This is a genomic window from Streptomyces sp. NPDC057136, assembly GCF_042670885.1.
Classification (GTDB): Bacteria; Actinomycetota; Actinomycetes; order Streptomycetales; family Streptomycetaceae; genus Streptomyces.
Genome location: NZ_JBHUUV010000053.1, coordinates 18,153 through 38,244, shown reverse-complemented (window position 1 = coordinate 38,244; position 20,092 = coordinate 18,153). Strand labels below are relative to the sequence as shown.

16 protein-coding genes are annotated in these 20,092 nt (G+C 66.2%); 5 read left to right on the top strand and 11 right to left on the bottom strand.

Translation table 11 applies throughout. The annotated features are described in order from the left end of the window. Nucleotides 1–113 precede the first annotated feature (113 nt). The 4 genes from ACFT7S_RS35635 to ACFT7S_RS35620 form a co-directional block, all read right to left on the bottom strand. Nucleotides 114–971 carry a fumarylacetoacetate hydrolase family protein gene (locus ACFT7S_RS35635; protein ID WP_382739670.1) on the bottom strand — a complete coding sequence of 286 codons (858 nt, stop codon included), beginning with the start codon at nt 969–971 and terminating at the stop codon, nt 114–116. Nucleotides 972–1,108: 137 nt separating this feature from the next. After that, nucleotides 1,109–1,879 carry a YidC/Oxa1 family membrane protein insertase gene (locus ACFT7S_RS35630; protein WP_382739667.1) on the bottom strand — a complete coding sequence of 257 codons (771 nt, stop codon included), beginning with the start codon at nt 1,877–1,879 and terminating at the stop codon, nt 1,109–1,111. Nucleotides 1,880–2,032: 153 nt separating this feature from the next. Then, nucleotides 2,033–2,362: a DUF6412 domain-containing protein gene (locus tag ACFT7S_RS35625; protein ID WP_382739664.1), complete on the bottom strand. Its 330-nt coding sequence runs from the start codon at nt 2,360–2,362 to the stop codon at nt 2,033–2,035. Nucleotides 2,363–2,679: 317 nt separating this feature from the next. Then, complete coding sequence (locus ACFT7S_RS35620; protein ID WP_382739662.1) at nt 2,680–3,519, bottom strand: class E sortase; 840 nt, start codon at nt 3,517–3,519, stop codon at nt 2,680–2,682. Between the two features lie 81 nt (nt 3,520–3,600). On the opposite strand from ACFT7S_RS35620, the gene ACFT7S_RS35615 reads away from it, so the two are divergent. Then, a complete protein-coding gene (locus ACFT7S_RS35615) occupies nt 3,601–4,608 on the top strand; it encodes an SEC-C domain-containing protein (RefSeq protein ID WP_382739659.1) in 1,008 nt (335 codons plus the stop codon). 30 nt (nt 4,609–4,638) lie between these two features. Here the strand turns inward: ACFT7S_RS35615 and ACFT7S_RS35610 are convergent, their stop codons facing one another. The 3 genes from ACFT7S_RS35610 to ACFT7S_RS35600 form a co-directional block, all read right to left on the bottom strand. Beyond that, on the bottom strand, nt 4,639–6,045 hold the full coding sequence (locus tag ACFT7S_RS35610; protein WP_382739656.1) for an extracellular solute-binding protein: 1,407 nt from the start codon (nt 6,043–6,045) through the stop codon (nt 4,639–4,641). A gap of 71 nt (nt 6,046–6,116) precedes the next feature. After that, on the bottom strand, nt 6,117–8,921 hold the full coding sequence (locus tag ACFT7S_RS35605; protein WP_382739653.1) for a substrate-binding domain-containing protein: 2,805 nt from the start codon (nt 8,919–8,921) through the stop codon (nt 6,117–6,119). Nucleotides 8,922–8,926: 5 nt separating this feature from the next. Then, nucleotides 8,927–9,361 (bottom strand): hypothetical protein, encoded by a 435-nt coding sequence (locus ACFT7S_RS35600; protein ID WP_382739651.1) that lies wholly within the window; start codon nt 9,359–9,361, stop codon nt 8,927–8,929. Nucleotides 9,362–9,693: 332 nt separating this feature from the next. Here ACFT7S_RS35600 and ACFT7S_RS35595 point away from each other — a divergent pair, with 332 nt between their 5' ends. Continuing rightward, nucleotides 9,694–12,831, top strand: a complete 3,138-nt coding sequence (locus ACFT7S_RS35595; RefSeq protein ID WP_382739648.1) for a DUF3427 domain-containing protein — start codon at nt 9,694–9,696, stop codon at nt 12,829–12,831. A gap of 316 nt (nt 12,832–13,147) precedes the next feature. Here the strand turns inward: ACFT7S_RS35595 and ACFT7S_RS35590 are convergent, their stop codons facing one another. Further along, nucleotides 13,148–13,834, bottom strand: coding sequence for a hypothetical protein (locus tag ACFT7S_RS35590; protein ID WP_382739645.1), 687 nt, complete (start codon nt 13,832–13,834; stop codon nt 13,148–13,150). 317 nt (nt 13,835–14,151) lie between these two features. Here ACFT7S_RS35590 and ACFT7S_RS35585 point away from each other — a divergent pair, with 317 nt between their 5' ends. Beyond that, nucleotides 14,152–15,909, top strand: a complete 1,758-nt coding sequence (locus ACFT7S_RS35585) for a DUF262 domain-containing protein (protein ID WP_382739644.1) — start codon at nt 14,152–14,154, stop codon at nt 15,907–15,909. 185 nt (nt 15,910–16,094) lie between these two features. Here the strand turns inward: ACFT7S_RS35585 and ACFT7S_RS35580 are convergent, their stop codons facing one another. Continuing rightward, complete coding sequence (locus ACFT7S_RS35580; protein WP_382739675.1) at nt 16,095–16,751, bottom strand: ATP-binding protein; 657 nt, start codon at nt 16,749–16,751, stop codon at nt 16,095–16,097. A gap of 199 nt (nt 16,752–16,950) precedes the next feature. Between ACFT7S_RS35580 and ACFT7S_RS35575 the strand changes: the two genes are divergently transcribed. After that, a complete protein-coding gene (locus ACFT7S_RS35575; protein ID WP_382739641.1) occupies nt 16,951–17,796 on the top strand; it encodes a helix-turn-helix domain-containing protein in 846 nt (281 codons plus the stop codon). Further along, a complete protein-coding gene (locus ACFT7S_RS35570; protein WP_382739639.1) occupies nt 17,796–17,978 on the top strand; it encodes a DUF397 domain-containing protein in 183 nt (60 codons plus the stop codon). Before ACFT7S_RS35575 ends, ACFT7S_RS35570 begins: the two co-directional genes overlap by 1 nt. A gap of 13 nt (nt 17,979–17,991) precedes the next feature. Here ACFT7S_RS35570 and ACFT7S_RS35565 read toward each other — a convergent pair whose 3' ends face one another. After that, nucleotides 17,992–18,975, bottom strand: coding sequence for a hypothetical protein (locus ACFT7S_RS35565; protein WP_382739636.1), 984 nt, complete (start codon nt 18,973–18,975; stop codon nt 17,992–17,994). 111 nt (nt 18,976–19,086) lie between these two features. After that, a complete protein-coding gene (locus tag ACFT7S_RS35560; RefSeq protein WP_382739634.1) occupies nt 19,087–20,055 on the bottom strand; it encodes a MerR family transcriptional regulator in 969 nt (322 codons plus the stop codon). Between the last annotated feature and the right edge of the window lie 37 nt (nt 20,056–20,092).

Here is a 20,092-nt window from a genome sequence, read left to right as displayed (position 1 = left end):
GGAGCAGCTACTACTTTTAATTCTTCTTTAATAAGTGCCTCTACGCTTCCCGACCCACCCGCCGACACACGGAGGGCTCACCCCTCCGATCTTTCCGAGGTCCCGCAGGGGCCTCAGGCGTCCTTCAGTTCCTGCCGCTGCCGTCCGAGCCCCGCGATCTCCAGCTCGACGACATCGCCCGCCTTCAGATACGGCTTGGGCTCGGGCTGCCCCATGGCGACCCCGGCCGGCGTACCGGTGTTGATGACATCGCCCGGGTACAGCGTCATGAAGTGGCTCAGATAGCGGACGACCTCGCCCACCGGGAAGATCTGGTCGGCGGTGCTGCCGTCCTGCTTCAGCTCACCGTTGACCCAGAGCTTCAGGGACAGCGCCTGCGGGTCCGGTACCTCGTCGGCGGTCACCAGCCAGGGACCCAGCGGGTTGAACGTCTCGCAGTTCTTGCCCTTGTCCCAGGTGCCGCCGCGCTCGATCTGGAACTCGCGCTCGGAGACGTCGTGCGCCGTCGCGTATCCGGCCACGTGCGCGAGCCCCTCCTCGGCCGACTCCAGGTAGCGGGCGGTCCGTCCGATGACGACCGCGAGCTCGACCTCCCAGTCGGTCTTGCGGGAGGCGCGCGGCACCAGCACCGTGTCCTCCGGCCCCACGACGGTGTCGGGTGCCTTGAAGAACAGGATCGGCTCAGCCGGGATCGCCGCACCGGTCTCCGTGGCGTGGTCGTGGTAGTTCAGCCCGATGCACACGATCTTGCCGATCCGGGCGAGCGGCGGCCCGACCCGCAGCCCGTCCGCGGCCAGCACGGGCAGCTCGCCGGCCGCGGCCGCGGCCCGTATCCGGGCGAGCGCCGGCGCGTCGGCGAGCAGCCCGCCGTCGATGTCGCCGACGAGCCCCGACAGATCGCGCAGGGTTCCGTCCTGGTCAAGCAACGCAGGGCGTTCCGCGCCCGCCGTACCGACTCGAAGCAGCTTCAACGGTCCATCTCCCCTTGGTCGAGATCGAGCCCGTCGGTGGTTGCGGCCATCGAATGGGCTTGGCCGATCCTCCAAGACATCGGATCACCTGGCAAGACCCTGTTCACTCACTGGACCGGCGAATCCGCCCCGCCCGATTACGCCGCAGTGGCCATGGCGGTGCCCGGAGCCGTCACGTCGCGGTACAGGTAGGCCCTCTCGATCGCGGTCCAGGTGGTGCTGGTCACCACGTAGAGGGCCGCGGCGAGCGGCACGAAGGCGACGGTGAAGAGCGTCATGAAGGACATCAGCGGCATCAGCTTCGTCATCGCGCCCATGCCGGGCACCGGCTGCCCGTCGGGGCCCGTGGCGGGTGTCATGGGGTTAGCGGCCATCTGTCGCTTCGTGCGGCCGTAATTGAAGGTGGCGACGGCCGCGACGATCACGAAGAGTCCCAGGTAGACCAGCCCCTGCGCGCCGAACACCCCGCCCTCGGCGAGCGCGTCGTGCCAGCGGGCGCCGAGCGGGGCCTCGAAGAGCCGGTGGCCGAGGAGGGCGTTGGGCTCGCCGCCGATCCGTGCACTGGAGAAGAGGTGGTACAGCAGGAAGAACGCGGGCATCTGGAGCAGGCTCGGCAGGCACCCGGAGAGCGGGGAGACCTTCTCGGCCGCGTGCAGCTCCATGAGCGCCTTCTGCATCCGCTCGGGGTTCTTGCCGTGCTTCTTGCGCAGCGCGGCGATCTGCGGCTGGAGCTTGGTCCGCGCCTTCTGCCCACGGGCCGCCGCCCTTGACAGGGGGTGCACGGCGAGCCGTACGAGGGCGGTGAACAGGACGATCGCGGCGGCGGTGGACGCCGTCTGGAAGAACGGCTGGAGCAGGTCGGCGAGCGAGCCGACCAGGCTCGCGAAGGCGGACATGAAAGCGGACATGGGTGAGCCCTCCGGGGGTCTCGTCGTGCCGGGAGTACGTACGGACTCGGCAGGACGGCCCACGCGGGGTGCACGGTGTGAGCTCTTGGCGTGAGCTCTCGATGTGAGCTCTCGGTGTGAGTTCTCGTGCGACTTCTTGGTGCGGCGAAGCCCCTACGCGGCCGTCAGGAGGGCACGGCCGGGTGCTCGGGGCCTGGTGCGGCCCCGTGCGTCGGGGTCCCGCTGGGGCAGGAACGCGGTGCGTTTCTCCCGGTCGCGGATGGCGGTGCGGACCCGGGTGCGGGGCACGGGGGCGGCACAGCGCGCGCTGATGACGGCGGAGGCGAGGAGGGCGGAACCGGCTGCGGCGGTGGCGGCGAGCGCGACCGCGGCGGAGAGGCTGCCGCCTTCGGCGAGGAGGATCTCGGTGAAGAAGAGAACGATCAGACCGAGGGGCCGGAGCAGCCGGGCGGAGGCGCCACGGAGACGGTTCGCGTCGCCCATCGGCCCCTCCTTCCCCACAGTCACGGTCCTACGGGGCGCACGCACACGCGTTCGCCTCTCAAGCCGTTATACACGATGCCACGGCCGGGCCGGGCCGCCCGCGCGAGACCCTGAGATTCAGGCCACGAGCGCCCCCCGGGCTCGCACGTGGCGGCCGTGCGCAGGAGACCGGCCCGGAGGAGCCTGCCCCGGCCTGGCGGGCGACCCTCCAGCAGCGGGCGGCGCGCTGAGAGCGCCGAAGGGCCGCCGCCGGGGACCTCCCTGGTCACCCCGCCCGGCACGGTGAGGCCCACACCCCCGGTCCCCGGCCCGGGCGGCTACCTCGGACGCATCGCGGTGAGTTTGCCCCAGACGATCAGCCGGTACCGGGAGGTGAACTCGGGCGTGCAGGTCGTGAGCGTCAGGTAGTACCCCGGCGCGCTGTATCCGACGGCCGTCCGCACGTTGCTGCGCGGCACGGCGGCGATGACCCCGCTGTCGGAGGGCGACGTCTGCGCGAGGCTGTTGTCGACGGTGTACGTATAGACGGCGTCCCGGGTCTCGACGGTGATCCGGTCACCTCGTCGCAGCCGGTCGATGCGACGGAACGGCTCGCCGTGGGTGTTGCGGTGTCCGGCCACGGCGAAGTTGCCCGCCTGTCCCGGCTGCGCGGTGCGCGGGTAGTGGCCGACGTACCCCTTGTCGAGGACGCCGCGCTTGCTGATGCCCTGCGCGACGGGTGCGGTGAGGCCGAGGCGCGGGATGCGGAGGACGGCGTACGCCTGGTCCCAGCGGGGAGCGGTCGGGGCGACGGGAGCGGCCGGAGCGGCGGTACGGTCGGGAGCCGGACGCTCCGGCTCCTGCCCGTTCTGTCCACCCGCCCCGGACTCGTCGCCCTGGCCGTCCTCCGGCGGTTCGACCACCGGCGCACCCACTCCGCGATCCTGCCCCCAGTCCTCCTGGAGGGCCCGGACCTGGCGCTCCGCGCCCTCGCGGGCCTGCCGGTTGGTCCACCACAGCTGATGGGCGACAAGGAGCAGGAGGACGACGCCGAGCGTCACGACCAGTTCGGCACCCGTCCACAGGCCGCGCACAGCGGCCCGCCGGCCCGGCGAGTTCCGCTGCACCACCACAGGTATCCGCTCCCGCACGGCCCGCACGATAAGGGGAATCCCCATAACCCACCAGACATGTGTCGTCACCCACGCCCACCGACCGGCTCTCTCCCCAAGCGCCCCTACGGCAGTACCGTGTGGTCCATGCGCCCCGACACGCCTGCCGACCACATCACCGAAGCCGAGCGCCTGCTGCGCACCGCGGCGCAGTATCCCGAGGACCACGAACCGCTGTTCCTCCAGGCCGCGGCCCATCTGGAACTGGCCGGTGACCGCGCCCGCGCCACCGGCCTCTACGACGAACTGCTCAGCGCACCCCCCACCGACACCGGCAACCCGCACCTGGTCAAAGCCCTCAAGGCGGCCAATCTCTGGGAGTACGGGCATGAGGCCGAGGCCCGCGCGATCATCGACGGAATCCGCGTCGCGCGCCCGCTCCAGGCGGCCCCGTGGGAGATCGTCGCCGGGACCCTCGAAGCCCACGACGAGCTGGAGGCGGCCCACGACTTCCTCCAGACCGCGCTGACGCTTCTCCTGGCGCCGGGCGAGGAAGTCCCGTACGCCACGCAGTCCCTGCTGACCGGGCGGCATCGCGTACGCAGGCTGATGGGTCACAACCACGATGCCTGGGACGAACTGGCCGACGCCCTCAGCACGGCGAACGTCCCGCTCGACGAGCTCCACGACCCGAAGCGCCTGTGGTCCCTCGGCTCCTCGGACCCGGGCGAGCTGAAGGCCGAGATCACCCGGCTCCGTGCCGAACTGGGCACCTACCGGGCGGCCTTGTCGCGCCCCTTCCCGGTGGCGGTCCTGCACTGGCCGGAAGCCGAACTGACCGAACTGCTCGGCGCCTACCCGGCCCTGGCCGACGAGTACACCACCCACACCGAGCACCTGGCCCGCCTGGAGGCCGCGCTGCGCGACCTGCACGCGGGGGGCACGCCGAACCTCGGCATCGTCGCGGGCACGGTCCCCTCGTACGAGGCGTTCGCCGCCTCGGAGGCCACGTCCCCGGCCGATCCGAACCTGCTCCCCCAGTACGCCACCACCCTCGCCGCCCGGGGCCGCGCCATCCCGTGGCCTCCGGCGCGCAGCGCGGCGTGCTGGTGCGGTTCGGAGCGGTCCTACCGGGAGTGCCACGGGGTCGCGTAGCTTCGGAGTGGATGGACTTTCGAGGCGGCCTCACTTCCCTTCGAAGACGTCCCGCAGAGCGTCGTCGAGTTCGGCGGCGGCCTTGTCGCTGTCCGGCGATTCGGCGGTCAGCAGGTCGTGCACATGCGACTGCAGCACCTGCGTGAACGCTCCGTAGTACGGAGTACGCGGGCGCTGCACCGCCTTGTTCAGCGCATCGCTCAGTGTCCGGGTGTACGCGGCCCGCGCCGATGCCCCCTGGTCCTTCGCGCCGCCCTCCCCCGCCGGGGCGGCCGGCGCGGACGACTGGCTGCCGGTGGCCGGGGGCGCGCCCTCGGCCGGGCGGAGTGCGGCGGCGACGCGCGGCCAGCAGGGCTTGGACTTCCCGTTGTACGCGGAGGCCCGGGTCGCGGCGAAGCCCGCGTCGAGCAGGCAGCGTTCGCTCTCCTGCGAGGTCAGGAACGTGATGAGTTCGCGGGCGTTCTCGGCGCGTGGCGAATCGGCGGTGACGGCGAGATTCTGGCCGCCGAGCACGGCGACGCCGGGCAGCCGGTTCACGGAGTACGCATCTGGCGGCAGCAGAGTCCGCAACGCCCCGTACACGTACGGCCAATGGCGCAGGAAGGCGACGCGCCCGGCCGCGAAGTCGGCCAGCGTCGCCGTCTCGTCCGAGGAGACCGCGCTGGGCAGAATCCGATCGTGGCGGGCCCGTTCGAGGAGTTCGTCGAGGCCCTTCTTGAGTTCCGCCTCGCTCGCGGCGTACGTACCCTCCTCGTCGGCGAGTTCGACGCCCACGCTGGCGAACGCCTCGACGGCGTTCGCGGTGAGCCCCTCGTACTGCTTGAGCTGCGTGGTCCAGCCCGCCTGGTCGTCGCCCCGGTCGGGGTTGAGCGCGAGCGTCTTGATGGAGGCGTTGAGGTCGTCCCATTTCCAGTTGAGGGTGGGCTGACGGCTCGGCTGGATTCCGGCGGCCTCCAGCAGATCGGGGCGGTAGTAGAGCAGGCCCACATCGGTGTTGAAGGGCCGCGCGTAGGAACGGCCCTTCCAGACGGTGGTCTGGTCGACCCCCTTGATGAAGTCGAGGTCGACGGCCTCCTCCTCGGGCATCGGACGGATCAGGTCGGCTTCGGCGAACTCGGGAATCCAGGTGATGTCGAGGTTCACCACGTCGTAACCGGCGCTCCCGGACTGCAGCGCGCCGAGCAGCTGGCTGCGCTGCTGGTCGGCGCCGCCCGGCAGTTCGACGAGCTTGGCCTGCTCGGCCTTCGACCCGGCGTGCCGCCGGTTCCACTCCTCTATGAGCTGCTGCCGCACCCCACCGGACCCGGTGACATCGAGCCCGCTGGCGACGACGATCGGGCCCCGGTCGGCCGCGTTGTCGCCCTTGCCGGGCTGGGGCGTACCGTCGGGCCCGCCCGAACAGGCCGCCGAGGAAACGGCGAGGAGACACCCGAGCACGGCGGCAAGGAGGACACGGCGCCCTCCGCCCCCTCTCCCATTCCCACGCCCGTTCCCACTCCCACTCCAGGTCATTCCGCATCCCCCGTGCCCGTCTTGGCGACCTCGGCGGTCAGCTCGGTCGGGATGTCGTCCGACAGGTCCAGACAGCGCCCCCCGGTCGCCTTCGTGATCGCCTCGTTGAGCCGGCCGGACGAACAGCCGCCGCCGCGCAGAGACACCACCACGACCCGTACCAGCGGGGCCCGTTCGGCATCGGCGACCAGGTCCGCCTGCTGCTTCTTCGTGATGCCCTTCGAGTCCTCGTCATCGGTGACCAGGACGAGGAGCCGCGGCGGATCGTCCTCGGTGGGCCCGTCGCGCAGCGTGGCGAACCCCTCGCGGAGCCCGCTCACGATGCGCGCGTCGACATCGGCGGTCCGGGCCGCAGCCACGGCCTTCTGCGCGGCGGCGCGTCCGTGCGGTCCGAACAGCACGACGTCCGCGTCCTTCTTGGAAGCGATCGACCACACCCCGTACGCGTCACCGGCACCCAGCGAACTCATCGACCGGGTCACCAGCTCCTTGGCCCGCCCGGAGCCGTCCCAGACCCGTTTGTCGGCCATCGAGGTCGAGTTGTCCAGGAGATACAGCACCCGCCCGGGGCCGAGCGCCTGCCGGTAGCGGCGCAGGGTGTCGCTGAGCGAGGTGGCCGTGACGGTGCTCGTGGTGGTCGGCGGAATCGACGGGCGTACGGCTCTCTCCGACTCGTTGGGGCCCGCCCTGAGCGGCGAGGTCTCGTCGGGCGGTGCCGGCTTGCCGTTACTGACCCCACGGAAACCGTCCTGCGTGAAGAACTTCTGCGCCTCCGGGGCCTCGGCCAGCCACTCGTAGAAGCGCGTCACCTCCTTGTCGCGCGCCTCGGCGTCGCGGCCCGCGTCGTCCCAGGTGACCCGGAGGAACGGCAGATCGAGCACCGGCACGTCGGAGGGGTACTGGGCGACGCGGACCTCCAGCGTCTCCGTCGCGCAGGCGGGGCGTCCCGGGTGGGTGGGCGGCAGGTTGAACTGAGCCATGGTCTGTTCCGGTACGAGAACGGCGGCGGTGTCCTCCAGGAGGTTGCGGGAGCCGTCGGCCAGCGCACACATCAGCTCCCTGGCGGTGCCGGGCATCGGCCGCAGCGCCTGCACCATGCTCTGTTCGAGGGACGACGCCGACCCGGACTCCGATGAGGCGTACAGGGCTTCGGTGGCCAGCAGCGCCCCGTCGGTGCCTTCGGGGTCAGGCCGAAGCACGGAGACGGGACGGTCCGGCTGCTGCGCGTCGCGCAGTGCGGAGATGATCGAGCCGAGCGGAGTTCCGGTCTGCGCCGCCGGCGCAAGGGCCGTTCTGAAGGGCACGGCGAGGACCATGGGCGTAAAGGCGACGGACCCCAAGGACTCCAGGGTCACGACACGTTCCCCGACGGCCCCTTCGGACCCGGTGCCGGTGCCGGTGGCCGAAGCCGCGGCACTCCCTCCGTCCTCGGCCTGCCCCCCGTCCATCACCCGTCGCCAGGCGCTCCCCGCCGCCGGAATCCAGATGTCCGGCTGCGCGCCCACATCGCGCTGGGGCCGCAGACAGTCACCGGTCGCGGGGCAGGTGGCGGGCGGATCCTGCCAGAGGGACGAGGCCCGGAAGGCGGCCACGGCGTCGGTGGCCTTGGCGTCGTACGTGGTGATCCCGACGGACCGGCAGCCGTCCCCGCGCTCCATATAGGCGTCGGCGGCCTTCTTGACGGTGGCCTGGAGGTCGGGATCGGTCAGTACACGGAGCTCCATGGCGGGCGGACAGTCGCGGGGCGCCCCGCCCGGCAGATCCCCGAACAACCACGTACCGACGCCGGTGAGGGCGACAGCGCCCGCGAGAACGAGGGCGGTCATACGGCGACGCGGCGACCGCAGCTGACGGCGTACGAGGGCGGTGCGCGGCGACAGCAGCCAACGGCGTACGAGGCCGGGGAGCGGCAGCCGTAACCACCGCCGCCCGACAACGGGAGCCCGCACCGCGCCCCCCACACCCCCTTCAGGCTCCCCCGTGCCCTCTCCCTCCCCCTTCTCCTTCTCCTTCCCCGTGGGTAATCCGCTCCCCGCACCCCCCGGGGCGGCGAGCAGCACATCGTCCCCGTGCCGCCGCTCCTCCGGAATCCACCGGTGTCCGTCGACGGCCTTGAGGGGCGCCATCGCCTCCCGTATCTCGGTCACGAGCCGGGTGAACGTGGCCGGCTCCTCGGCGGCCGTGCGCCCGGTCAGCAACCGGTGCAGCCGGACCGTGAACTCCGTACCGGCCGAGGGGTCGCCGGGAGGGATCTCCACGCCCGGTTCCGCCGCGGTGAGCAGGGCGAAGTTCTGCCCGACGGCAGGGGTGAACGAATGCAGCGCGTTGCCCGCGAAACAACAGTCGAGGATCGCCACGACCCAGTCGGCGCGGGCCTTGGAGAGCTCCGGCATCACATCGTCCCGCCAGGACAGCGCGTCCATGAAGGGATGCTGCCGGTCCCGCGTCACCCGGGAGGAGGTGAACAGCAGATGCAGGTCGCTGCCGTCGGGGCGCACGATGCCGTGCCCGGCGAAATAGACGATCAGCAGCCCGTCGACCTCGTCCCGCGCTGCGCGCAGCGCGGCCCGCACCTGGAGCGGATCGACGGCGCCGGACTCGCCCTTGCCCGGAATCACGACAAGGTCCGCGGGATCGAGCACCCCGCTGCCCTCGGCGGTCAGCGCCTCGGCCACCAGCCGGAGGTTCCGCCGGACGGCGGGCAGATCGTTCCGGTCACCGCTGTAGGGCTCGACACCGACGATCAACGCACGATGCCGCTTGCCCCTGCCCTCCTCGCCGCGCGCACTGTACGGCGGCACGACGCCTAGACCTCCCCGGCCTCGTCGTCAACACGCACCCGGCCCCCGCCCTCATCGCCCCGCTGCCCCCCACTCTCCCCGCTCTCGCCACGCTCCCCGTCCCGATCGGTGTCCCGCCCCAGCCCGGCCCCGGGCCCGGTGGCCGGCCCGTCGAGGGTGACGCGGGGCGTCTCCTCGGGGTCGGCGAATCTGCGCCGGTTACGCACCCAGGTCTCCACGGACCGCCACACCTTGTCGATGACGTTACGAGCCACCTCGACGGACACCACGAGCACGATGTCCTGGATCAGCTCACCGCTCATGCCCTCTGTCTGCTGATCGGAGACTTTCCGCCCGACAGCCAACTGATCGGCTTCGCGCACCTCTTCGAGATCGGGCGCACTCCGCAACCAGGTATCGAGCGCTTCGAGATCATCACGCCGGGTGTGCGTCCCACTCACCCCGATCCGCACCTCAACAGTCCCGGCCCCCGCTCCGGACCCCGGCTCACCCACACTCGACCCGTCCGTCATCCGCTTACCCCCATCGGCGCCATTGCCGTCCCACCCTGAAGCGACCTGGAACGTCCCGTCCCTGAACGTGCCATTATTTCACGCGAGTTGACAGTGAGCACCGCTTTGACAGCAGCGCTCAGGACTCAGCGGAGGCGACGCGGGCACCAGGTTGCCACCAGACGGCTCTGTCCACGAATGTGCATCGCACACGCGCTTCTGTCAGTACCCCTTGATACAACTGCTCACGTACCAACGCGACGAGATGAGGGGACTCGGCCATGCCCAACGATTTCGCGGACGCGGCGCCAGTTGCTGGGCTGTACGAAACGCTCATCACTCATCGCCTCGAAGAGCGGCTCAAAGAGTTCGATGCCACGGGTTGGCGCAGCATCGATGCCATCGTCGGGCAGGAGTCCACACCGCATGTGTTGTCTCGGCACATTGGCAACACCGTGCGGCAGGTCCTTCAGCGCCTCTCACCTGCGGAACAGGTCCTGGCCGCCAACCACATCTTGGAGTCCCTCAACACCATCGAGGGCGCAACCCAGTGGGTTGATCTCGTCGCCGAAGGCCCGCGCCAGCTGCTCGCCGTGGCCGAGCAAGAGGCTCCTGGCGTCTACGCCATTCGCCCTGCCACTCCACTCTCCGATACGGCGCTCATCACCAACTCACCGGAAGATCCGAGTCTTGGCTTCGAGCTTCGCGCCGAGCTGGCCACGGCTGACCGTGTTGACCTCCTCTGCGCGTTCGTAAAATGGCACGGACTCCGCGTTCTTGAACAGTCGCTGGCATCGGCGCGGGAGCGCGGCGTCCCCATTCGTGTGCTCACGACGACCTACATCGGCGCCACAGAACGTCGTGCCTTGGACCGGCTGGTTCAGGACTTCGGCGCCGAGGTGAAGGTCAACTACGAGCTTCGCTCCACCCGCCTCCATGCCAAGGCATGGCTCTTCCGCCGGGACAGCGGCTTCGACACGGCGTATGTAGGCAGCTCCAACCTGTCCAAGGCAGCCCTCCTCGACGGCCTTGAATGGAACGTACGGCTGTCGTCCGTCGCAACGCCCGCCGTCTTGCGCAAGTTCGAGGCAACGTTCGATGCCTACTGGAGCGAGCAGGCCTTCGAGCCATACAACCCAGACAGTGACGCTCAGCGGCTCGACGAAGCGCTGTCACACGCCAGCGGCACCAGCACTCAAGCCCGAAACAGCATTACGCTCTCCGGCCTGGAAGTCCGCCCCTACCCCCACCAGCGCGACATGCTTGAGCGACTAGAAGTCGAGCGCACTGTGCACGACCGGCACCGCAATCTGCTGGTCGCCGCGACAGGTACAGGCAAGACCGTGATGGCCGCGCTGGACTACAAGCGCCTGCGGCAGCAGCTCGGCCGCGACCCGCGTCTCCTCTTCGTGGCACACCGCAAGGAGATCCTCGAACAGTCCCTGCGGGTCTACCAGAACGTGCTCATCGACGCGAACTTCGGAGAGCTCTTCTTCGCTGGGGAGATTCCCGACAACTGGACTCACGTATTCGCCAGCGTCCAGTCCCTCAACCCGCGTGCACTGGACCGCTTCGCCCCGGACCACTTCGACGTGATCGTGATCGACGAGTTCCACCACGGCACGTCGCCCACCTACCGCAGACTCTTGGACCACTTCACTCCGCTGGAACTTCTCGGCCTCACGGCCACTCCCGAGCGCATGGATGGTCTGAACATTCAGGATGAGTTCTTCGAGGGCCGGATCGCCGCCGAGATGCGGCTCTGGGAAGCCCTAGAGAACGACCTACTCAGCCCCTTCCACTACTTCGGCATCACTGACAACACCGACATGAGTGCGGTCACGTGGAAGCGCGGCGCGTACGATTCGACGGCTCTGAGCAACCTCTTCACAGGCAACGATGCTCGCGCCAGACTCGTCGTGCAGGCCGTGAAGGACAAGATCGCTGATCCGGGTGCCATGCGTGCCTTGGGCTTCTGCGTCTCAGTCGCACACGCCCACTTCATGGCCGACTTCTTCCGCCGGGCGGGCCTCGCCGCTGTTGCACTCTCCGGCGAGAGCCCCATGGACGTACGCAAGGCAGCGCTGGACGAGCTGAGAACCGGTGCGCTTCAGGTCATCTTCTCGGTAGACCTTTTCAACGAGGGCCTAGACATCCCCGATGTCGACACCCTGCTCCTCCTCCGTCCCACCTCCAGCGCCACAGTGTTTCTTCAGCAGTTGGGCCGCGGGCTGCGTCGAACCGAGGGCAAGGCTGTCCTCACGGTCCTGGACTTCATCGGACAGCACCGCAAGGAGTTCCGCTTCGAGGAGCAGTTCCGCGCGCTGACGAACCTCACACGCAATCGACTCCTCACAAGCATTGAGCACGACTTCCCCCAGCTTCCCTCTGGCTGCCAGATCATCCTTGAGACGAAGGCCAAGGAATTGATCATCGACAACATTCGCAACCAGATCGGGGTCAACGTCACTCAGCTCGCCCGCGAGGTGGCGTCCTACGCCGAGCCGCTTCTCGCCGGCTATCTGCGGGAGAGCGGCCGAGAGCTCAAGGAGCTCTACCGAGGCAACGGGAACTCGTGGACAGGACTACTCCGCCGCGCCAAACTCCTCGTTCAAACCGGCCCCGAAGGCGAGGAAGCTCTACTCAAGCGCGTATCGGCGTTCCTCCACGTGGACGACCCGCTCCGGGCCGCCGCGTACACGAAGCTCGTCGGCGACGACGCCCCGGTGTACGAAGAGCTCAGCAGCCAAGAACAGGCATACGCCCGGATGTTCTTCTTCTCCCTCTGGCCGCTGGGGGGAAACTTCACCAGCTACCAGGCCGGTTTCGACACCCTCCGCCCCCAACAAGCCTTCCGAGACGAGGTACGCCAAGTTCTCGCCCATGTCATGGACGAGGCGGACCATGTCCCAGTACCCCTACTGGGCACACACGCCAGCCTGCCGCTGACGGTCCACGCCTCCTACAGCCGCGAAGAGATCCTCCCCGCCCTGGGCCAGTCCACCGTGGACGGCTTCATGCCCGGGCACTTCCGGGAGGGCGTGAGGTGGTGCGAGAACATCCAAACCGACGCCCTACTCATCACACTCGAAAAGGACGAGAAGGACTTCTCCCCAGAGACTCGCTACAAGGACTACGCCCTCAACGATTCCCTGTTCCACTGGGAGTCTCAGCACCGGATCTCTGAGACCTCCCCCACCGGCATCCGCTACCAGACCCACAAGGAGAAGGACACTCACGTCCTCCTCTTCGTCCGCCGCTACAAGAACACGGACATCGGCGGACCCCAGCCGTGGATGCTGCTCGGCCCAGCCGAGTACGTGAAGCACAAGGGCAGCAAGCCCATGGGCATCGTCTGGAAGCTCCGCCACGAGATCCCTGCGGATGTGCTGACCTACTCAGCCATTGCCGCGAGTTAACTCGTTTATCGGTCGCGCCCCCTGATCACTGAGGATTTTGGTCTGCCCGACAGTTTGTGCACACCGATTGTGATCAACGAGCTGAGCTGCAGAGGTCGCTGTCGTTGATCCACACCCAATCTTTCGGGCAGACCTCTCGGGCGCTGAGGGCACAAGGCTGAGCCGACAATACTTGCAGGACGAGTGGCCCGATCCGAGTCGAGTGCCGTGGCTCCTGACTCGGATACTGGAAGTGCCAGCACAGCCCCATCCGCGCCAAGATTCGCTGCAGCGTCACCCGACTTCATCACCTCTACGCGAGGTCGAAAAGGCCTGACTATCCTCCCTGCATATCTTGCACTGCCGAGGTAATCTCTTTAACAAGATCGCCTCCCACCGCGATTGATTCTTGCAGAATTGGTGCGCCCGCGTTAATTGTGAGACAAATAGCAATGAGGGCCAACCAACCTTGCTTCCACCTCCCTATAGTTTCTGGCTGAGCATTATTCATTGTTGCTTGAACCTGGGCAAGTGAGCCAATCGCTCGGCTCGTCTCACCCGCGACCCTTGCACCACCAAAGAGATCCACATGCGCTATGAGCCAGATAATGTGCTCCAACTGAACAATCAGTTGATCCCTTATGGGGCCATCGATCTCTGAAGCATCGATCCCTTGCAGAAATACAACCCAGTCTTGACACTGTTGAGATATCTCTTCGAGATCACTACTACGCGGAGCCGCATCCGATCCAACAAGGCTACCCGCGATAATGTCGGCAGCGGATTCAAGGTGATCGAGAACATCCTGCCCTACAACATTGACCGCAGGGCGCCCATTGTCACCCCAGTTACCTTTCGGCTGAATAATGGCATTCCACCACGCCGGAACATATCTGAGAAATCGATCACGCGAACGTTCAGGCAAGGCGTACAACTGTTGAGTCGTAAGCAAGAGTAGGTTCACTACTTCCGCATGCCGCCTTGCGAATTCAACAGAATCCCATTCCGCCTCAAGAGCCTTCACCCAACCCTCGATGTATCGGTCCTTCCCAGATTCCCGAACGCAAGTCAGAATTGAATGCAGGTGGTGCGGTGCGGTATTTTCATTCGAGAAAGCCACTCTTATACATCCCTTTCGAGGTAGCCAGTCATGACAGTCGAGCCGAACGTAGCACCCACAAGGCCGTCACTGACAATGCTTCTTTCACAAAATGGGGTGTCTGTACGCGAAACTGGACCGATCTTCATGGCGCCCACCCACAGATTGGGCCATCTGTCGACGTCGACTCCTGCCGGAGGCTATCGTCACGAGAAGCCCAGCCAACCGCATAGGGAGCTTTCGTGGCAATCATCAAGCAAGCGGCGCGCCAGACCCTTGGTCAACTCATCGGAGCCAATAACCCTGCGGTGACGGTGCCCGACGACAGCCAGAGGCAGTACGCCTGGACCAAAAAGGAGGTGGACATCTATTGGTCAGATATCCAAAAATTCAAGAAGGCGCGTGATACCGGGAAGGATTCCGCCTCGGAGTATTTCATTGGCCCAATCGTAACAATTACTGATAAAAAAGTTAGCACGAGGGCCCTACTCGACGGACAGCAACGCCTCACAACCTCCACAATTCTTATCGCGGCAATTCGCGACATCCTGTGGCGAATGGGTTCCGCAGAGGGCTCGTCTACGGCAAACAATCTTCATCGCGACTACATTGCGCGGAAGGCAGGCCGCCGGGAGCCCATGGAGTATTTCCTCGTGCTCTCACTATTTGATCGAGACTTCTTTCGAGACTACATTCAGGATTGGAACGAATCGACGGGAAAGTGCCCAGGAATCGAGCGACCGACTCGCCCGTCACACAAGTTGATTAAGGACGCCTATGTCAACTTTGAAGGCAAAATCGCCGCAGAACTTTCCATTTTCCCTGACGACGAGGAAAAGCTCGACTGGTTGGATGGATTGCGGGAGTGCCTAATTAATGGATTGGTATTCGTAGAAATCCAAACTCCTACGTCCAGCGATGCCAACGAGGTGTTCGAAACAATTAACTCGCGCGGCAAGGATCTCTCCACCGTAGATCTTGTGAGAAATTTCCTGATGGAAAAGAGCCGAAGCGACTCAGAAAAGCAGCGCGTAAATGACGCGTGGAGGGTGATATTGGATGGCTTCGAGAAACGAGAGGAGATCGAAAGATTTCTGCGTCATTTTTGGGTATCGAAGCATGGGGACGTAAAATCTCACAGCCTATACACGATCATTAGACAGAACCTGAGCCGCGAGTTCAATAAGAACCCTCAGGTATACGGCGTGGGTGCTTTTGCAGCCGAGCTCGAGGGCGCTTCAAATCGATACATAGATCTCATCAATTGCAGTACTGGGCATCAGGCATTCGATGCAGCACTGTCCGAAATTGAGGCACTAAGCGCAGACGCGCTTTACCCACTCTTGCTCGCGGCTTCAGAAAGAACAGACTATGATGATTTGCAAGATCTTATAGAGGCATCGATTAGCTATTACGTACGTTGGACCGTTGTCGGTCGCCGTGAATCCACACTGCTCGAAGAGAAAATATTCGATGTAGCCAAAGGTCTCTCGGGAGGCGCTGGCATAGATTCGGCGACGCGTCGAATATGCGACTGGATTCCGGACGATGAGATATTCAAGGCCGACTTCGAAGAAGCCTCTACGCCTAAGAGTTCCCAATCGCGATACCTGCTAGGAAAAATCGAGGCGTCCCTACGCGCGAGTGCCCACGTCGATGAAGTAGTTCTCGCAAGCTCTTCCAAGGTGCACGTAGAACACATCTACCCACAGAAACCTGACGATGGATTGCGCCTCGAAGATCACGACGCATGGGTGAATCGCATCGGTAATCTTACTCTTTTGAATGGCCGGAAGAATCAATCGGTATCGCAACTGGCCTATCCAGAAAAGGCTTTCGTCTACAGGGATTCCGTATTGCTCGTTTCTTCGGATACAGAGACGTCACGAATATGGGATTCAAGCAATGGCTGGTGGAAAGTGGAGGGTATTGTCGCAAGACAAAGAGATCTGGCGGAATTGGCAATCTCGATCTGGCCCGGCGGGAAGCACTGGAGCTAATCACTGTCCCGCAGTTGCTGGTCACAGACAGATGAAATTAGCATGACGAATGTGAGTAAAGCTCATACATGTTATGCCGACCAAGAGAGGACTGGTCGCTTGTAGTGGCTCCTGTTGGGGCGGAACCCCTGAATCGTCCCGGGTTTGACCGAGACGATCCACAAGTTCCTCGGCCGAGGGCTGCTTCAGGCAGGTTCAGCCGCCTCGACCTCGAAGTACGTTTGCGCACGATCGAGGGCATCGTCCGGATCGCAGCCGTGGGCACGGAGCCAGTGGAGGAGGTCGGCGATAAGGCCGACTGCTAGCTCCCTCCCTGCGGTCAGGCCCAGTCGTCCGTGACCAGATCCCACGGGGTCCGCACTCATGCTGCAAAGCCTCAACAGCGCTTCGGCTTTGGCCACTTGGGGCGTGTCGATGTGATCATTTGATGACCTGAGGCCCGTAGCCAACTCGCACCAGGTGACCTTGAAGTCGCCACGAAGGATGACGCCCCACCGCTCAGCAATGCCATCGACAAGGGCAAGCCCTCGCCCCTCGTCGGCCATATTGGCTGCCTCGACGAGGATGGGGAGCGCGCGCGTGTCAGGGTCGCTCATCTCGATGCGGAGGTTGCTGCCACTCATGGCAACAGCCAGGCACGTTGGAGTCCCCGGCCCCACGTGCCTGATCACGTTCGCCGCCAGTTCCGTGACGCAGAGCTGCGCGGAGTGGACCACGCCCGGTAGGCCCCAGAGCTCCAGGTGTAGCCGCATGACCCGGCGCAAGCCGGCTAGCTCTTCCGCCTCCGCCAGGAAGGGCAGATCCCATGCCTTCCTGACGACGCCGAAACGACATCCATCCATCTCGATCACTTTCCCTCGACAGTCGCGGTCACCCAACGTGCTCGCTCCCATCTATACAGTGACAGTGGAACTCTCATTTTGGAACTCTCATAAACGACTTGTGGGAGCACGGCCGTTGGCGCGCGCCCCCGGAGTGCGCTCTCTTGCTCAGAGAGCTCCGCACCATGCACCCTCTGAGGGATCAACGCGAAGGACGGCCATGCCAGTCGGACCAACCACCCGTAGACGCCAGCTCGGCGCAGACCTACGCCGTCTCCGCGAGCGCAAGGGCCTCACGTTGGAGGAGGCGGGTGCTCGAGTCGGTATCTCGAAGGCGACTTTGAGTCGATACGAGACGAAGGAAGGCACCGTCAAATGGCCAGCCGTTGACGCCCTGTGCCGTGAGTACGGCGCCTCGAACCAGGAACGTGAATCGCTTGTCGACTTGGCCAAGGGAGCGCGTATTCAGGGTTGGTGGCGATCTCTCGCTGACCCGATTCCCGAGTCAATGAATCTCATGCTGACCCTCGAGGACGAAGTAGTCAGCGAGGGCCACTACGCGTGCATGTACGTGCCAGGGCTTCTCCAGACACGTGCGTACGCAGAAGCCGTTCACCGCGCCTCGGAAATGAGGTGCACGGATCAGGAGATCCACCACATGGTGGACATTCGCATGAAACGGCAGGAGCTCCTCACTCGTGCCGAGCCTCCGCACATCTGGGCCGTGATTGATGAGGCAGTCATCCGGCGCATGGTGGGTGGACACAGTGTCATGCGCGAGCAGTTGAGGCATCTCAGCGAGCAGGCGTCCCAGCCCCACATCACCGTTCAGATATTGCCGTTCGAAGCGGGCGCCCACGCCGCGGCGGTCGGTAGCTTCGTCATCCTCGGCGGCCCAGCGCCCGAACTCGACGTCGTGTACGTGGACATCATCGGCGGTGGCCTCTTCATGGAGAAGCCGCAGGAACTAGCGCGCTATAGGTTGGCGTTCGAGTACCTGCGTGCGCAGGCGTTGGATATCGATCAGTCTGCCGCGCTCCTGGATCGGGTCATTGGGGAGCTTTGATGGACAGCGAACGCGTGCACTGGTTCAAGTCGTCGTACAGCGGTGGAAGTGGCACTGAGTGCGTCGAGGTAGCCGACCTGCACACCGTCGTCGGTGTACGTGACTCGAAGCGCCCCGAAGGGGCCTGTATCTCCGTGCAACCCAGCGCATGGGCTGAGTTCGTGACAACTCTGAGGCAGTAGAGCGCCCGTCCCTCTACGCCCGCACCACCACCGAAAGCGGTTCCCGCCGGCCCGCGCCCAGCCGCAACTTGGCCAGGACTGCTGCCACCACCTCGTCCGGGTGGTCCCGTACCAGGGCCGGGGCCACGCTCACCACCTCGATGCCGTGGGTTTCCAGTTTCAGGCGGCGGCGCAGGGTGGAGCGGTATTCGGTCACGCCCAGGTGAAATTCTTCCGAGTCGACCTCCAGGGCGACGCCCTCGTGGGGCCAGTACGCGTCCGGGACCGCCAGGAAGATGCCGTCCTTCGTGAGCAGGGTGGGGTTCCAGAGGGCGTCGGGGACGCCGCCCGCTCGTAGTACGTCGCGGGCGCGGCCCTCCTCGATCGAGCGGACGCCCACGAGGAGTTCCTCCGCTGCCGCGCGTACCGGTGCCGCTCGCAGGGCGCGCCCCGCGCGGAGTTCGGCGAGGAGGTCCCGTGGGTCGCACCGTCCTGCCTGGACGGCGTTGGCCAGGATCGCGCGTACTCGGTCGGGGCAGGACTCGCGGGCGACGAAGTCCGCCGCCGCGCGCGGCCTGCGGACGCACGGCACCCCCTGGTAGAGCAGGCTGGGTGGTCGGCGGCGGGTGCGGCGGATGCGTACGTATGCCACGTCCCGCATCCTGCGCGCCTCGTCGAGCAGCACATCCACCGTGCCGCTGCCCGTGCCGCGTACCCGATAGAGCGACAGCGCCGCCTCGCCCGTCACCACGGCCGTCGTGCCGGACAGCGGGTCGGAGGCCGGTTCCGCCGCGTAGAGGACGGCCGCCAGCATCCGTTGGTACGGGTCCGGCGCGCCGGTCTGTATCAACGTGACGCGGGGCAGCACCCGTTGCCACGGTCCGCCCGGTTCGCAGCGGTGCCTGATCGTGCTTCTGGCCAGGCCGGCGGCCTGGAGCTGGCGGTTGGTGGCCAGTCCCCGCTGCCGGCCCGCGAGCCGGTCGAGCGTCCTGACATCGGCATTCGTCGCAGCGGCCATGGTTCCCTCCTCCCCATCGGTCTGTCGGTTCCAACCCATGGGTGGATTGCGGATCCTGCGTTGCGTGTTCCGCTACGGAGAATCCGCAATCCGGGCCGCCCCGTCCCGCCCTCAGCGCGAAAGCTGCGCGCGCAGTGCCTCAAGCACCCATGCGAACTCCTCCGCATGGCTCGGCGCCGGTGCCCCGCCGTTCACCACCGCCATCAGCTCCCGGTAGCGCGCCACCTGGTCCTGCGCCGCGGACTCCAGGCGTTCCAGCACCGCCGCCGTGTCCTCGTCCCCCAGCAAGTGCCGCACCACCTCGGCCGCATCCGGCGACCTCGGGTCGACGCCGCGCTCCCGGGCGTCGCCCGCCAGCTGTACGAGCCGCCTGGCGAACCACGGCGAGGCGTCGGCCGGGACATCGGGGCCACGGTCCGCGGCGTTGAACTCGGCCATCGTGCGCATCCGCGCGCGGAACTCGGGTTGCTGCATCAGCTCCGCCATCTCCACCCACGCGTCCACCTGCTCGGGCGTCGGGTCGTCGGGCAGGTCGACGGTGGCGGCACGCAGCCGCCGGCGGATCTCGGGGTCGGTGGCAGTGTCCAGGCCGTGGAACATCTCCTCCACGAAGTCGTCGATGATCTGCTTGCGCTCGGCGGCGGAGAGCCGCGCCAGCTTGTTCATGAGCGCCATCTCCTCAGTGGTCGAATTCCTCTGTGCAACGGTCGACAGGACGGCGCGGCTCAGCCGCAGGGAACGGATCTGCGCGTCGAGGGCTGCCACATGGGCAGCGGCCACGGACGCCATGTCCGTCTCGCCGCGCAGCACCTTCCGTACATCGTCCAGGCCGAGACCGAGCTCCCGCAGCGTGCGGATGAGTTCGAGGCGGGCCAGGGACTCGGCGTCGTACAACCGGTAGCCGCCCTCGCTGCGGGCCACGGGCGGCAGGGCGCCCTCGTCCGACCAGAAGCGGATGGTGCGCACCGGCAGGCCGGTGCGGCGGGAGAGCTCCCCGATGGTGCTGAGTTCCTCCGGGGTGCGACCCCGGCCGTGTGATCTGGAGGCAGCAGCGCCGTTTCCGAAAACGTCGTCGTTCATGTGGGAAGTCTGAGGTTTCCAGTGAGTGGAGACTCAA

Coding starts and splice junctions, on each gene's coding strand:
- ACFT7S_RS35560 (WP_382739634.1), bottom strand. CDS start 20,055: ATGAACGACGACGTTTTCGGAAACGGCGCTGCTGCCTCCAGATCACAC.
- ACFT7S_RS35575 (WP_382739641.1), top strand. CDS start 16,951: ATGCCAGTCGGACCAACCACCCGTAGACGCCAGCTCGGCGCAGACCTA.
- ACFT7S_RS35580 (WP_382739675.1), bottom strand. CDS start 16,751: ATGGATGGATGTCGTTTCGGCGTCGTCAGGAAGGCATGGGATCTGCCC.
- ACFT7S_RS35570 (WP_382739639.1), top strand. CDS start 17,796: ATGGACAGCGAACGCGTGCACTGGTTCAAGTCGTCGTACAGCGGTGGA.
- ACFT7S_RS35595 (WP_382739648.1), top strand. CDS start 9,694: ATGCCCAACGATTTCGCGGACGCGGCGCCAGTTGCTGGGCTGTACGAA.
- ACFT7S_RS35615 (WP_382739659.1), top strand. CDS start 3,601: ATGCGCCCCGACACGCCTGCCGACCACATCACCGAAGCCGAGCGCCTG.
- ACFT7S_RS35565 (WP_382739636.1), bottom strand. CDS start 18,975: ATGGCCGCTGCGACGAATGCCGATGTCAGGACGCTCGACCGGCTCGCG.
- ACFT7S_RS35630 (WP_382739667.1), bottom strand. CDS start 1,879: ATGTCCGCTTTCATGTCCGCCTTCGCGAGCCTGGTCGGCTCGCTCGCC.
- ACFT7S_RS35620 (WP_382739662.1), bottom strand. CDS start 3,519: ATGGGGATTCCCCTTATCGTGCGGGCCGTGCGGGAGCGGATACCTGTG.
- ACFT7S_RS35625 (WP_382739664.1), bottom strand. CDS start 2,362: ATGGGCGACGCGAACCGTCTCCGTGGCGCCTCCGCCCGGCTGCTCCGG.